Here is a 14,178-nt window from a genome sequence, read left to right as displayed (position 1 = left end):
CTACACTCGCTCGCCAGTTATATCAATTCAGCGTAAATTTCTGTCTCTTTAATAGCTATAGCTGGCCTTCAGTTTGAATTTGCGGCCGCTGGAATAGTTTAAATAGGGCGTTTTATAACCGTCGTACACCATTTGGTGCTCTTCATCTAGCAGGTTGTCTATGGAGGCAGACAAAGACAATCCGTTTAAGAAATTTTTCTTGTAAATAAGGCGCAGATCATTGTAGGGCAGCTCATAGACATCGGATGGCACTGTTTCCAAACCCGGGTTTGCAATGGCCAGTTCTCTGCCCTTGCGGCTAAAGACAAGGGTAACTTCCTGGCCGCTATCAATATGGTCATAGCCCAGCTGCAGGTTGGTGACATAGTCAGGCTGCCCCTGCAACCCACGTTTTATCAACACCGGAAATAAATCAGGCCCACCGGTTGTCTTCACCTCTGAATGAATGCCGGCATAATTAAACTGCACAAAGACTTCGTGCCCCTGGTCCCGCCCCAGGGTGAACTCCCGGCGCAGATCCAGCTCCCATCCATAGGCTTCTGCCTTTTCCGCATTGTCGAAAGTATAGAAATCAAACACATCACCGCTCTTGGCAAAGCGGTTTTCGATTGCATTAATCATATCCTTGGTAAAATAGGCCAGGGTGATGGATTCCGACTCCGAGGGATACCATTCAAGGCGTATATCAATATTGTCAATATCCGCGGGTTTTAACTCCGGGTTCCCTGAATATCGCTCCAGGGTTTCTATATCATAGAAGACGCGGGGCATTATCTCGTAAATCTCGGGCCAACTGACTGTTTCGGAGTAAGCGGTACGCAGTTGCCACTGGTCATTCAATAGATAGGTAACACTCACCGAAGGGAAGGTGCGCTCTTTATCCAATAGCTCCACCAGAGGCTCGGGAGTATAGGCATATTGCTCCGCAAGAAATCGGTACTTTTCTTTGCGTACCCCAACATTTACTTTGAATCTCTCCTGGATATCCATTTCAATAAGGCCATAGGCGGCATCAATTTCCTGTTCGGCGATATAGCTATCTCCGGAGAACCCAACGTCCTTTTCGCCAATTATCCGGCCAATACTCAAATAAAAACCATGGCTACCTGGACTGCCGGCAATATTTTCTGGAGCGTACACTTGAGTTGGGTCCGGGTTTTGATAAATTTCCGGAGGCAGAGTTGAGCCATTCTTAAGTTGGTAATGGTGATAGGCTCCGTCCCGGTCCCTCTGCATCGTTAAAAGCCCACCTTTGAGTACCAATGAGGCCCAGCTAAAACCCTCTATCGGCAGGGCAATGTCCAATTTATTTCCAGATAAGTCCTCTTCCATTTCTTCCCAGAAATTGTACTGGGAAAAATTTGCTGTATTGAGTGAATAGCTAGATCCATTCACGCGCCTGTAGGAGTATTGGGTCGCATTCGGACGATCGTATTCACTAGTGGCTTCCATCAATTGCCACTGGACTTCAAGATCACCCAGATAATTCATCCAGCCACTGCGCGATGGCAAGGAGAAGCTGTGTTCCCCCCAGAGTTGGTGACTCAAAAGCTGTTCTTCAATCCAGTCCACATTCTGGTACAAGAATTTTTCAAGGTCTAAATTGGCTTTGATTTCCTCAATTTGACTTTCGGATAGGGCCCCCTTTAAAGACGACGGCGCAGCGTGATGTATTGATATTTCAGCGGAATTGGTGGTGTGGCGCAATGCAATATTATTCAGCCCCAGGCGGTGCTGATCGCTGATATTCCACTCCAGATTTAACATAGCGCTCAGGTCAATTACATTGTTGGTATCATGGGTCTCCACAATAGAATCAATATCCAGTTCCTCGTTGAATTTAGCGTAGCGGGTATTCTGCTTGGTATTGTTACTCCATTTGCTCGAGTAGCGCACCGCACTGATAAAGCCAAAATTCTGCTCGCCGATATCCCAGCTGTTACCGCCGCTAAAGCTGATGCTGGAGTCAATTTGTGCCTCACCTTTTTCAATCCTATTGTGGGGGATACTGCGCGCTATTCTCTGTATATCCTCTTCAGTAAACTCGCCGACACTATCCGGATCTTGCTTTACATTCAGGTACAAAAACAGCGTTTGTCCCAACTCATCCGGTAGCTCACGCGTGCCATCATCCATACCGAGCCAGTCCCGGTCCCCCTCGGTGCCGGACATCAAAAGGCCATCCCCGTGCATATCGCCGTGGCTTGCCGAGTAAGAAGTCTGAAAGAACCCCTCCTGTGGCGCTTCTTTGGTACGCATGGAGATATGCCCCGCGGTTGCACTGGAGGGCACATCAGCCGAGGCGCTTTTTTGCAAACTCAGGCCCTGCATAATGCCAGCGGGAAAGATATCCAGGGGGAGGTCGCGCCGCGCCGGGTCGGTACTGGGAAGAAACGCCCCATTAAAATCCGTGGATTGGTAGCGGCTTTTCATACCGCGCACAATGGGGAATCGATCCTCCTCAAGGGTTACGCCAACCACACGCTTGAGCGCGCTGCTTACCATGGAGTCATCGAAACGGGCTATTTGCGTGAAATCTATGCTGTCCACAACCGACGAAGACACCCGCTCAATTTCAATGGGATTGCCCGGTAGGTAGCGGCCCAGAACCTGTACCTCTTCCAGCGTATCCCCCCCTTCACCGGCAAAAACATCGGCAGTGGAAAGCTGCACATCCAGGGCCAGGTTGATTTTTGACAGTACCCGGAGCGCGTTCAGTTGGGCAGTCTGGTAATCGGGGTGTTCCAGTTGCAGCTGGTAGTTGCCGGGGGCGAGTTGTAATTCAAAATTACCATAGCGGTCTGTAACTGTTTGCTCACTGCTGCCGACAACCGTAACCGTCACATTGCGCAGTGGCTGCTCTCCATCAAGCGTGCTCACCGTGCCCTGAATAACCCCTGGCGCCAGATTTTCAGACGGGAAGGTTTCCGGTGAAAAACCGTGCTCATCCACGGCTGAAAGCGCCATCTTCTGAATGGATTTTACACTGCGTCCGGTCTCGGAGTCGGTGTTGATGGTAACCAGGGCTGCCTCATCTTCTGTCACGGTAAAGGCGTAAGATTCTGATTCTTTTTCAAGGCCCAATTGCAGCCGGTGTCGGCCGGACGGAATGGCGTCACTCCAAAAGGAACCCCTGACGTCAGTGGAGCCTAGATGCTCACCATTCAGCAATATCTCGATTTGTCCGGCGGGCTCAGCATCAACATATAAATCCAGCTTCAGCCCCGCAGCCTGCAGTTGGCCAGTAACAGCCATGCCAATAGCGGCACATAGCAACCTTTTGGAAACGTTTAATCTCATATCACACCCCTACTCACGAATAGAAAATCCTGATAGCACACCTGTAATTCCCGCACCGTTCAAACAGCTATTACCAAACACCCGCTTTAGAGCAGAGGCCAGGCATTGAATAAACAACCAACCCCTGCAAAGACGCCAAATATTCAACTGGGCGACAATCTAAAAATGAAGTTTTGGTTAAAATTTTGCAGCATCACAAGTGAAAAATACTCTGGCTGACAGGCAAGTAAATCATTTGGAATGGAAAGCAGAAAAATCAATCGACGAGATGGAAGATACGTAAACACACATATGTTACAGATTGCTTACAAAGGCGCTTTAAAGCATTAAATCAGTGCCATTTTTTTGGTGGGTAAAAACATCGGCTAGCTGCCTGAAAATCTGCTAACTCGAATATTGGAAAGACAGTGCAAACAGAGCGCAAGGTAAAATTCAAGAGTACTGCTGAGGCAGGCCAGCGGGATAGTGGAGATGCCGTAAAACCGACAATCACAACGTGGTTTTTGGAGCCAAAAGGTGCCCTCTTGTCCGGTGGTTATGGGGTTGCCTCCAAGCAAGAGGGCACAGCTTGGCGGGCACAGGCAGGGAACTTGAATCGATGATTTCGCTGTTGAGCCTGGTTGGCAGTCTGCGAGCATCTTTACTATTGATACCCGTTCTACTTCCTTTAAATTATTGCCGGGTTGGATGATTCACAGGGACGGGGGCTCGAAGGTGAGGCCGCTCTCTTTAAAGAATCCGTCTCTCAACGCGTTCCATTGCCTGCCTTCCGTTCCCTTTCGGTGCGCATATAAACTTCTTCACGGTGGACAGGGAGGGATTTGGGGGCGTGGACTCCTATCCTTACCTGATTCCACCTCACCTCCAATACTATGACTGAAACATTTGTCCCAATTCTTAGATTTTCGCCAGTTCGGCGCTTCAAAGTCAACATGTCGTGATGGGGAAGCTCGGAAAGCCACGTTTCAAGGGGGTGCGGGGCGGGGCGTGGGAACGGTAGGCATAGAATAGGAAAAGGCGGGCGCAACGCTACCCGCGCCTGGGGAACTGCTCCAACCTGCTGAAAATACTCCACTTTATTGAAGGCAAGCAAGTATCTAGCGTATTATCCATATAGCCATTTTGATAGGTATGTTATTAAGTTAGTTAGCTGGCCCCTGGTGTTGGCCCACCTTGGGTTAGCGCCTTTGCTCTACTCTTATGTCACGCTGCCGTTTTCCTGTTGAGGGAATGAATTTTGAAAGTTCTGGGTCTCTTATAAAGCACTGGCTTTGCAGCAGCCTGTTTCGCCGTAGCCCGCAATACTGAAAGAGGGCTGTCGATTTTACGTAGCTTTGACACGGGAAAAACTGAATAAAATCCAATAGGATAATTTGCGCGCCTATATTTCTCGATGCATGCGATTAAAAAAAAGCGCAATTATCGATTGACCAGGCCGGCCAAGACCGCAACCTGACAGTACAGATATCACGCCTCGGCTGCTGGCAACGCTTTTCAATAAAAGTAACCCTTAAACAAACCGGTGATCTGCGGTACCTGAATGGCCTCAACCGCAAGTTCAGGGGATACGGCGGTTTTTCCGAATCCGCAATAACATGCGATCACTGGTTTGCGGTTAAGCCTTTAGTAGGTATTTTGCATAACTACAGAAACCGTTTCTGGGCAGAGACTGGGTATTCTCCAGTGCACACCCGGGCTGGGAAGCTGCGCAAATAGGCCGCGACGTTGTAACCGGGCTGTCCGCGCCTGCCGTTGGATAGAATCGCCCGGTGCTGGACGCCAAGTCATTGGGCTTATATTCTTTTCACGGGGTGGCCGGAGCATGCGCCCTTCATTAAAACGCGCCACGGGATACAGAGCGCCAGCAGAATAATCACGGGGCACGCTATGATCTTATCCATCGACCAGGGCACCACCGGCACAACAGCCTTTGTTTTCGATACCTGCGGAGCCCTGATTGGCCACAGCTATTCGGAGATTTCCAATTACTACCCCAAACCGGGCTGGGTTGAGCAGAACGCCGAAGAGATCTGGCAGGTGACACGGTATGTGTGCAGCGCAGCCTTGGAGCGCGCCGGTATCCGGGCATCGGATATCCAGGCTGTGGGAATTACCAACCAGCGGGAGACCACTATCCTGTGGGACCGGTACACCGGGGAGCCGGTGCATCCGGCGATCGTATGGCAGTGCCGCCGCTCTGCAGAAATCTGCGCGGAGCTTGCTGCAGGGGGAAATGCACATTGGCTGCGTGAACGCAGTGGTCTGCTGCTGGATGCCTATTTTTCGGCGAGCAAGCTGCTGTGGTTGTTTCGTCAGAATCCCGAATTACTGGCCCGTGCCCGCAGTGGTGCGCTTTGTTTCGGTACCGTGGATAGCTGGCTGATCTGGAAAATGAGTGGCGGCCGCGCGCATCTTACCGATCACACCAATGCCAGCCGTACTTTGCTATACAACCTGGCACAAAAACACTGGGACCCTGAACTGCTGGCACTGTTCGACTGCCCGGAATCCATACTTCCGGAAATTCGACCATCCGCCGGCTATTTTACCGATGCCGATCCCGAAGCTTTCCTTGGCACCGATGCGCCCATTTGCGGGGTAGTCGGCGATCAACAGGCGGCGCTGTTTGGCCAGGGCTGTATCCATCCCGGGAATATCAAAAATACTTACGGCACCGGGTGTTTTATGTTGGCGTTTGCCGGCGAGATGCCATCTGCTCTCCCTCAGGGGCTACTGGCAACGGTGGCCTGCGATGTCCATGGTGACCCGGCCTATGCTGTGGAGGGCTCGGTATTTACCGCCGGCTCTGCAGTGCAGTGGCTGCGCGATGAACTGGGCCTGATTCAACAGGCCGCGGAAACTGAGATGATTGCACAAAGTGTTCCCGATACCCGCGGTGTCTATCTGGTGCCCGCCTTCAGTGGACTCGGTGCGCCCCACTGGAACCCTTTGGCGCGGGGCACCATCTGTGGATTGAGTCGCGGTAGCGGTCGTGCGGAACTGGTGCGCGCTACGCTTGAATCCATTGCCTATCAGAGCGATGAATTGGTGTGCCTGATGAGTGCAGCTCTCGGGCTGCCCATCAGCCATATGCGCGTGGATGGTGGGGCCAGTGCGAATAACTTTCTGATGCAGTTTCAAGCGGATATCTCCGCAATGCGAGTAGAGCGCCCCAGGCAGAACGAGTCTACCGCGATCGGTGCCGCGCTCCTGGCGGGCATTGGCAGTGGACTCTGGCAGTCCCAGCGATTGCCGGAATGCCTGCAGGAGATAGAGCGGGACTTCCGGCCCGCGATGGCCACACCCAAACGGACGTCTTTGCTGGCCGGCTGGAAGCGGGCGGTCTCCGCCTGTCAGGCATTTTAAGGGGAATAGCGTGTTTTTATACCGCGGGAGCTATCCAAATGACGCTTCAGAGTGAATTGCAGGCGACCATTGCCGAATTGGTTGATGGCCAACGGGGCATTCTCGCTGCGGACGAAAGTGGCGGCACCATCGCCAAGCGTTTCGCGTCAGTGGGAGTGGAGTCAACGGAACAGAGCCGTCGCAGTTATCGTTCGGCTCTGCTCACAAGCGAGGAACTGGGGGAGTATGTCAGCGGGGTGATTCTGTTTGAGGAAACCCTTGGTCAGTGCGATGACCAGGGTATTCCCTTGGCACAGAGGGCGGCGGCACAGAAAATCCTGCCCGGTATCAAGGTCGACAGAGGCAAGGGGCCACTGCCCGGGGCCCTTGGGGATATGATCACTTTTGGGCTGGACGGCCTCGGGGAGCGGTTGCGGGGGTACAAAAAGTTGGGTGCACGCTTTGCCAAGTGGCGGGAAGTGTATCCGCTGGGTCCGGAAAACCCCACCGAACTGGGATTGCATGCCAATGCCGAGGTGCTCGCCCGGTATGCCGCTGTCTGCCAGTGTGAGGGTGTTGTACCCATCGTAGAGCCGGAGGTACTGATGGATGGTAACCACAGTATTGAGCGGAGTGCGGCAGTCAATGAGCAGGTCTGGCACTCGGTCTTTCACGCCCTGCATCGCCACGGCGTCATATTGGAACTGATGCTGCTCAAGCCCAGTATGATAACGCCGGGGTCGGAGTGTGCCCGCGCCGAGCCGAAACAGGTTGCGGAGTACACCCTGCGCAGTCTGCGGCGCGCAGTACCTGCTGCGGTGCCCAGTATTCACTTTCTCTCCGGCGGGCAGAGTCCCGAGGAGGCCACAGCCAATCTCAATGCCCTGAACCGACTTGGCAATGCGCCCTGGCAACTGAGCTTCTCCTATGGCCGGGCCCTGCAGCAGCCGGCACTGGCGGCTTGGCGTGGTCGGGAGGAGCATATTTGTGCTGCGCAGGGCGCCCTGGTGCGGCGGGCGCGTTTGAACCACCTCGCCATGTTGGGTCAATACCGCGATAGCCTGGAACGCGCGGAGTAATCCTGGCTGCAGGCAGGCAATGCAATAATGAGAAAGACTGTAAGAGGGGAGGGGGGATGGAATTTTTGACGAGGGATATACGTTTGCACTACCGGCGTTGGTGGGTGGAGCGCGCGCTGGGCATCGTGGTGATTTCCCACGGCCTGGGTGAGCACAGCGGCCGCTATGCCGCCCTGGCCAGGCACCTCAACCGGGCGGGCTTCAGTGTCTATGCACTGGACCACTACGGTCACGGCTTGTCCGCAGGCAAAAGGGGACATATCGATGATTTCTCTCTGTATTGCGAGGATCTGTACGCATTGATAAGCCTGATCAAACAGGCTAGCCCCGATATCAGCCTGCACCTCCTGGGACACAGTATGGGAGCGGTGGTGGCTTGTGGCAGCGCTATCCGCTACGACGTTGCAGACAGTGTGATCCTGTCTGCACCGGGTTTTTCCGGCAGGCGGGAGCCCGCGGGCCTGGAGCTGTGGCTGGTGCTCACTCTGGCAAAGCTGGTTCCGGGACTAGTGCTCTCCAACAGGATTGATGACCAATGGTTATGTCGCGATACCGCAGTTGTCGAGGCCTACCGGAGTGATGCGTTGACACATCGGGGTGTGTCCTTGCGCTGGTTTGAAACCTTCCTGCGGGAGCGGACGTTCCTCTCCGCCAACCTCGGGTGCCTGCAGGCGCCCTGCCTGATGTTACTGCCGGAGTCAGACCAACTGGTGGACACGGGAATCAGCCGGAACTGGTTTAAACGTATTGGCTCAGAGTATAAAAAACTGCACTGTTTTCCCGATGCCTACCACGAAGTGTTTAATGAGGTGGAAGAGGGGCGTTTGGCACGGGAGTTGTTGTTGGAACATTTGCATTCCCTGCTGCCCGCACCCAGGGCTGTCGCCTTAGGGTAAAAATTGGGTAAGGCAGCAGAGTATACCGGCAGAAACCGTGGCAAATACCGTGAAAAACCCCTTGAAGCCATGTATGATACGCGGTCATTTTTGACCCCGGAAGTTGTGGTGGGGGAAATAGTGGGTGAAACATGGACAAAAAGTTACTGAGCCTGTTGGTGTGCCCTGTGAGTAAAGCGCCACTCGAGTATCGCGAGGACACCCAGGAACTGGTGTGCAAGGCCAGTGGTCTGGCCTACCCGGTCCGGGATGGGATACCGGTGATGCTGGAGTCTGAAGCGCGACAGCTGACCGCCGAGGAAAAGCTGGAAAAATAAACCAATGGGTGAATCCAGCGTATTTAGTCGAATTATTTCAGGCGATATCCCGGCCGAGAAAGTCTACGAAGACGACCTTTGCGTCGTTATTGAGGATCGAGCGCCACAAGCGCCAACCCATCTGCTTATTATCCCGCGAAAGCCCCTGGTCAACTTGTCAGACGCCAAAAGCGAAGACAAAGCTTTACTCGGTCATTTAATGTGGGTGGCTGCCGAACTGGGCCGACGATTAGGCCTCGAAGGGTTTCGGTTGGTGGTCAATAATGGTCGCAGTGCCGGGCAGACCGTATTCCATTTGCATGTTCACCTGCTGGCTCAGAAAAAAATGCCTGAGCACAGCCTTGCACAATAAATGGGGCAGAAATGACATCTCGTCGTCGATGGTGTCGTTCAACTTACTTTCAACAAACGAAGTGGAATGACGCTGGATGAAAAGCGCACAGATTCGCGAAGCCTTTCTGAATTACTTTGCGGGACAGGGCCATACCATTGTGCCATCGAGCTCTCTGATTCCGGGCAACGATCCGACCCTGCTGTTCACCAATGCCGGCATGGTACAGTTCAAGGATACCTTTCTCGGTCATCAGTCACGCCCCTACAGGCGCGCAGCCAGCGCGCAGCGCTGTGTGCGCGCCGGCGGCAAGCACAACGATCTGGAGAACGTCGGCTATACTGCGCGACACCATACCTTTTTTGAAATGCTGGGCAATTTCAGCTTTGGCGATTACTTTAAGCGCGAGGCTATCCGTTTTGCCTGGGATTTTCTCACCAAAGTTCTGGGCCTGCCTGAAGAGCGCCTGTGGATTACCGTACATATCAGTGACGATGAGGCCGCCGATATCTGGTTGAAAGAGATCGGTGTCAGTGTCGACCGTTTCTCCCGCCTGGATGAGGACAATTTCTGGCAAATGGGTGACACCGGTCCCTGTGGGCCCAGCTCAGAGATTTTCTATGACCACGGTGAAGCGGTAGCCGGAGGCCCGCCCGGTTCAGACAATGATGAGCTGGACCGCTATATCGAGATCTGGAATCTGGTGTTTATGCAGTACGAGCGCACAGCAGAGGGAGGCTTGCATCCGCTGCCCAAGCCGTCGGTGGATACTGGAATGGGCCTGGAGCGTATAGCTGCCGTGATGCAGGGCGTACACTCCAACTACGAAATCGATCTGTTCCAGGCACTGTTAAAAGCTGCCGGTACCATTGTTGGCTGTGACAATCTGGAAGAGAAATCCCTGCGGGTGATCGCAGATCATATCCGCTCTTGCGCTTTCCTGATAGCCGATGGTGTTATGCCCTCCAATGAGGGGCGCGGCTTTGTCCTCCGCCGCATTATCCGCCGCGCTGTGCGCCATGGGCACAAGCTGGGGCACAAGGCGGTCTTTTTTTTCCAGTTGGTGGAGGCCCTGGTCGAGCAGATGGGCGAAGCCTATCCTGAATTGCGTGAGAAACAGCAAACCATTGAACAGGTTCTGCGTAAAGAAGAGGAGCAATTCGCCAAGACCCTGGATAAAGGGATGGCCCTGCTGGAAGACGCCCTCGCCTTCCTGGAAGACAGTGAAATTCCTGGCGCGCTGGTATTCACCTTGCATGACACCTATGGTTTTCCTACCGACCTGACCCAGGATATCGCCCGCGAGCGTGGCTTGTACCTGGATATGGCCGGTTATGAAGCGGCGATGCAAGCCCAGCGCGAGCGCGCCCGTGCGGCGGGCAAGTTTAAGCAGGGCTACACCGAAGTGCTGGGCCTGGGGGGGGCAACTGAGTTTCTGGGTTATGACGCAACGGAAGTTGAGGGCATCGTCGTCGCTATCGTCAAAGAGAGTGGGCGGGTGAGGCGCCTGGAAGAGGGTGAAGAGGGCGCTGTGATACTGGATCGCACCTCCTTTTATGCGGAGTCCGGTGGCCAGGTTGGCGATTGCGGTTACCTGAACGCGAGAGCCGGCTGCTTCGAAGTGCGCGACTGTACCAAACAGGGAGGCCACCATCTGCACAGTGGCAAGGTGCTTCGGGGCGCTATTGCGGTTGGTGACCAGGTCGCAGCCAAAGTGTCTGCGGATGTGCGCTGGGCAACTGCCCTCAACCACTCTGCCACCCATCTGTTGCATGCAGCGTTGCGCAAAGTGTTGGGCGAGCATGTAACCCAGAAGGGTTCCCTGGTGGATTCCGAGCGCTTGCGCTTTGATTTTTCCCACCCTGAGGCGGTAACCCTCAAGCAGATAAGTGCCATTGAGTCCCTGGTGAATGCCCAGATTCGCGCCAATACGCTGGTGGAAACCCTTGAAACTGATATCGACTCCGCTAAAGCAATGGGTGCTTTGGCGTTGTTTGGCGAAAAATACGGCCACACCGTGCGTGTGCTCTCCATGGGCGTGGCCGAGCGGGGCGCCTTTTCTGTGGAGTTGTGTGGTGGTACTCATGTCGAACGCACCGGTGATATTGGCCTGCTGCGCATTGTCGGCGAGAGCGGCATTGCTTCGGGGCAGCGCCGTATCGAAGCGGTGACCGGTGCCCATGCACTGTCGCTGTTCGACCAGACCCAGCAGCACCTTGAACATATCGCCGCGCTCCTCAAGGCGCGCCCGGATACCCTGGCGGATAAGGTGGAGCAGCTACTGCGCACGAATCGCAGGCTGGAGAAGGAGGTTGCACAGCTGAAAGCCAAACTTGCCTCGGGTGTTGGTGGCGATCTCTCCGCCCAGGCAGTGGATATAGCCGGTTTTAAGCTGCTGGCAACCTCCGTGGAGGGTGCGGACCCCAAGTCCTTGCGGGATCTGGCAGATCAGGTGAAGAACAAGCTCGGCAGTGGTGTTGTATTACTCGCCGCACCGGGTGAAGGCAAGGTGGCCCTGGTGGCTGTCGTAACCCAGGACCTTACCGACCGTCTCTCGGCCGGTGACCTGATGCGCTTCGCCGCTGGCAGACTTGGTGGCAAGGGTGGTGGTCGCCGCGACATGGCCCAGGGGGGTGGAACAGATCTTTCTGCACTGGCGGGGATGTTACAGGCGGTACCGGCGTGGGTTGAGGATTCCCTCAGCGCGTAATGTCGGTCAATTTGACGCAAGAGAAGGGTGTCAAGTTGATTTCGTCGAAGTTTGATGATTAAGTGCGCGCCTGCGCCAGCTGGAAGGGTGCGTGTGCTTGGCCATGAGCAGGGAAAACACAGAAAGTTATGAGTTTGTTCGTGCAGAAATACGGTGGGACCTCTGTGGGCTCGATTGAGCGCATAGAGGCTGTCGCCGACAAGGTGGCTGCATTTCGCGCCCAGGGGCATGATCTGATTGTGGTGCTTTCCGCTATGAGCGGGGAGACCAACCGCTTGATTGATCTCGCGTATCAGGTTCAGGAAAAACCCGATCCCCGAGAACTGGATGTACTGGTTTCCACCGGAGAGCAGGTCACTATTGCGCTGTTGAGCATGGCCCTGAAAAAGCGTGGCTACGATGCCTGCTCCTATACCGGTGGGCAGGTCAAGATCCTCACGGACAACGCGCATACCAAAGCGCGCATTCAGCGCATTGATGTCGAACGAATGCGCGGGGCTCTGGATGCAGGCAAAGTGGTTGTGGTTGCGGGCTTTCAGGGTGTGGATGATTACGGAAATATCACCACTTTAGGGCGTGGTGGTTCGGATACCACAGGCGTGGCCCTGGCGGCGGCACTGGGTGCGATGGAGTGCCAGATCTATACGGATGTCGATGGGGTTTATACCACTGACCCTCGGGTGGTGGACAGTGCCTGCCGCCTGGACCGTATCACGTTCGAGGAGATGTTGGAGATGGCCAGTCTCGGTTCCAAGGTCTTGCAGATCCGCGCTGTGGAGTTTGCCGGTAAATACAAGGTTCCCCTGCGTGTGCTCTCCACGTTTGAGGATGGCAACGGAACCCTGATTAGCCTGGATGAGGAAGATAACGAAATGGAGCAACCTGTTGTATCTGGTATCGCGTTCAACCGTGATGAGGCCAAGTTAACAATTCGCGGTGTGCCGGATACCCCGGGAGTTGCCTGCCGAATTCTGGCACCGGTTGGCGGTGAAAATATTGAAGTGGACGTCATTGTGCAGAACATCAGTGCTGTCGATGGCACCACAGACTTTACTTTCACCGTGCACCGCAATGATCTGGGCAAAGCGCGTGATGTGCTGGAACGTGTCGCGGCGGAACTTGGTGCGCGAGAAGTGATCTCAGACGACAAGATTGCCAAGGTGTCTATTGTCGGTGTGGGCATGCGATCCCATGCAAACGTGGCCAGTCGCATGTTTAGCGCGCTCGGTGAAGACAATATCAACATCCAGATGATCACCACATCTGAGATCAAGATATCGGTGATTATCGATGAGCGCTACCTTGAACTCGCTGTGCGGGCCTTGCACAGTGAGTTTGAACTCTCTGATAAGCAGAGATGTAAAACACAATAACCAGAGTTAAGGCGGTGTGAGCCTTTCATTTCGATTTGGCTTCTTGGCACAAAATTCAACCTGTTGAGATTTTGTTCGGCTGGTCAATACTGAATAGTACGATGGGCCCCTTTTTGGCCTTTTTGCACCGCCATCCGGTTATGATGCCAAATAAGAGCAGCTTTAGGGGAATACCGGCCGCTCTTTATCACAGGATGATCAAGGAGAAGTAGGTAATGTTGATTTTAACCCGCCGAATTGGTGAAACGCTGATGGTCGGCGACAATGTGACGGTTACCGTGCTGGGGGTGAAGGGCAATCAGGTACGCATTGGGGTCAATGCGCCAAAAGAAGTCGCCGTCCACCGCGAAGAAATCTATCAGCGTATCCAGCGCGAAAGACAGTCCTCTGAGGAGGGGGGTAGCGAATAGTTGCGTGGTTTGCGGAAAATGGCCGGATCCCCGGCCTTTTTTATTTGCATCAACCTCAATTTTACCTGACGCGTTGGCGGAGAAGTCTTTTATTGAATCTGTAGACCAGTTTGTGCCCGATAGAATAAAAAAGAGCAAAATGTTACTGATTTCCCATTGATTTTTGTCAGGCCATTGGTATGATCCCGCCCACTTTGATGTAAGCACCCGCCCGACGGCTATTCTCCGGAAAGTCCCCTTAATGCGGGTGTTTAGACATGAGTGAATGGTGAGATGGCCGAGTGGCTGAAGGCGCGCCCCTGCTAAGGGCGTATGGGTTAACGCCCATCGAGGGTTCGAATCCCTCTCTCACCGCCATATATCGGCTTTGTCGTTGAAAGTCTGGGACTCTACAGAGATTTGTGGTGGAGGTGCGTT

10 protein-coding genes and 1 tRNA gene are annotated in these 14,178 nt (G+C 54.1%); 9 read left to right on the top strand and 2 right to left on the bottom strand.

Translation table 11 applies throughout. From position 1 onward, the window contains the following. Positions 1 to 48 precede the first annotated feature (48 nt). Together Q5Y71_RS10525 and csrA (Q5Y71_RS10520) are read right to left on the bottom strand one after the other, a co-directional pair. Positions 49 to 3,300, bottom strand: a complete 3,252-nt coding sequence (locus Q5Y71_RS10525) for a TonB-dependent receptor (protein WP_306042126.1) — start codon at positions 3,298 to 3,300, stop codon at positions 49 to 51. Positions 3,301 to 4,045: 745 nt separating this feature from the next. Further along, on the bottom strand, positions 4,046 to 4,234 hold the full coding sequence (gene csrA / locus Q5Y71_RS10520) for a carbon storage regulator CsrA (RefSeq protein ID WP_306042125.1): 189 nt from the start codon (positions 4,232 to 4,234) through the stop codon (positions 4,046 to 4,048). Between the two features lie 953 nt (positions 4,235 to 5,187). Here csrA (Q5Y71_RS10520) and glpK point away from each other — a divergent pair. The 9 genes from glpK (at position 5,188) to Q5Y71_RS10475 (ending at position 14,118) form a co-directional block, all read left to right on the top strand. Beyond that, complete coding sequence (glpK, locus tag Q5Y71_RS10515; RefSeq protein WP_306042124.1) at positions 5,188 to 6,666, top strand: glycerol kinase GlpK; 1,479 nt, start codon at positions 5,188 to 5,190, stop codon at positions 6,664 to 6,666. A 38-nt stretch (positions 6,667 to 6,704) separates the two neighbouring features. After that, complete coding sequence (locus tag Q5Y71_RS10510) at positions 6,705 to 7,724, top strand: class I fructose-bisphosphate aldolase (RefSeq protein WP_306042123.1); 1,020 nt, start codon at positions 6,705 to 6,707, stop codon at positions 7,722 to 7,724. Positions 7,725 to 7,780: 56 nt separating this feature from the next. Further along, a complete protein-coding gene (locus tag Q5Y71_RS10505) occupies positions 7,781 to 8,620 on the top strand; it encodes an alpha/beta hydrolase (protein WP_306042122.1) in 840 nt (279 codons plus the stop codon). Positions 8,621 to 8,751: 131 nt separating this feature from the next. After that, the gene (locus Q5Y71_RS10500; protein WP_108734085.1) at positions 8,752 to 8,937 is read left to right on the top strand and encodes a Trm112 family protein; all 186 of its coding nucleotides are present in this window, start codon (positions 8,752 to 8,754) and stop codon (positions 8,935 to 8,937) included. Positions 8,938 to 8,941: 4 nt separating this feature from the next. Beyond that, complete coding sequence (locus Q5Y71_RS10495) at positions 8,942 to 9,289, top strand: histidine triad nucleotide-binding protein (RefSeq protein ID WP_301414442.1); 348 nt, start codon at positions 8,942 to 8,944, stop codon at positions 9,287 to 9,289. 76 nt (positions 9,290 to 9,365) lie between these two features. Continuing rightward, positions 9,366 to 11,978: an alanine--tRNA ligase gene (gene alaS, locus Q5Y71_RS10490; RefSeq protein ID WP_306042121.1), complete on the top strand. Its 2,613-nt coding sequence runs from the start codon at positions 9,366 to 9,368 to the stop codon at positions 11,976 to 11,978. Between the two features lie 128 nt (positions 11,979 to 12,106). After that, positions 12,107 to 13,351: an aspartate kinase gene (locus Q5Y71_RS10485; protein WP_306042120.1), complete on the top strand. Its 1,245-nt coding sequence runs from the start codon at positions 12,107 to 12,109 to the stop codon at positions 13,349 to 13,351. A 215-nt stretch (positions 13,352 to 13,566) separates the two neighbouring features. Then, entirely contained in the window at positions 13,567 to 13,761 is a 195-nt protein-coding gene (gene csrA, locus Q5Y71_RS10480) for a carbon storage regulator CsrA (RefSeq protein WP_299943075.1), read from the top strand. A 267-nt stretch (positions 13,762 to 14,028) separates the two neighbouring features. Continuing rightward, positions 14,029 to 14,118: transfer RNA gene (locus tag Q5Y71_RS10475), tRNA-Ser, on the top strand. Positions 14,119 to 14,178 lie beyond the last annotated feature (60 nt).

Origin of the sequence: Microbulbifer sp. 2205BS26-8 (genome assembly GCF_030731025.1) — a bacterium.
Classification (GTDB): domain Bacteria; phylum Pseudomonadota; class Gammaproteobacteria; order Pseudomonadales; family Cellvibrionaceae; genus Microbulbifer; species Microbulbifer spongiae.
Note: the sequence above shows the minus strand (reverse complement) of the source record. Positions and strands in the feature narration are given on the sequence as shown.

What these genes read in the sequence shown, in the direction of transcription:
- Q5Y71_RS10525 (WP_306042126.1), bottom strand. Translation starts at nt 3,300, where the DNA reads ATGAGATTAAACGTTTCCAAAAGGTTGCTATGTGCCGCTATTGGCATG.
- csrA (WP_306042125.1), bottom strand. Translation starts at nt 4,234, where the DNA reads ATGTTGACTTTGAAGCGCCGAACTGGCGAAAATCTAAGAATTGGGACA.
- glpK (WP_306042124.1), top strand. Translation starts at nt 5,188, where the DNA reads ATGATCTTATCCATCGACCAGGGCACCACCGGCACAACAGCCTTTGTT.
- Q5Y71_RS10510 (WP_306042123.1), top strand. Translation starts at nt 6,705, where the DNA reads ATGACGCTTCAGAGTGAATTGCAGGCGACCATTGCCGAATTGGTTGAT.
- Q5Y71_RS10505 (WP_306042122.1), top strand. Translation starts at nt 7,781, where the DNA reads ATGGAATTTTTGACGAGGGATATACGTTTGCACTACCGGCGTTGGTGG.
- Q5Y71_RS10500 (WP_108734085.1), top strand. Translation starts at nt 8,752, where the DNA reads ATGGACAAAAAGTTACTGAGCCTGTTGGTGTGCCCTGTGAGTAAAGCG.
- Q5Y71_RS10495 (WP_301414442.1), top strand. Translation starts at nt 8,942, where the DNA reads ATGGGTGAATCCAGCGTATTTAGTCGAATTATTTCAGGCGATATCCCG.
- alaS (WP_306042121.1), top strand. Translation starts at nt 9,366, where the DNA reads ATGAAAAGCGCACAGATTCGCGAAGCCTTTCTGAATTACTTTGCGGGA.
- Q5Y71_RS10485 (WP_306042120.1), top strand. Translation starts at nt 12,107, where the DNA reads ATGAGTTTGTTCGTGCAGAAATACGGTGGGACCTCTGTGGGCTCGATT.
- csrA (WP_299943075.1), top strand. Translation starts at nt 13,567, where the DNA reads ATGTTGATTTTAACCCGCCGAATTGGTGAAACGCTGATGGTCGGCGAC.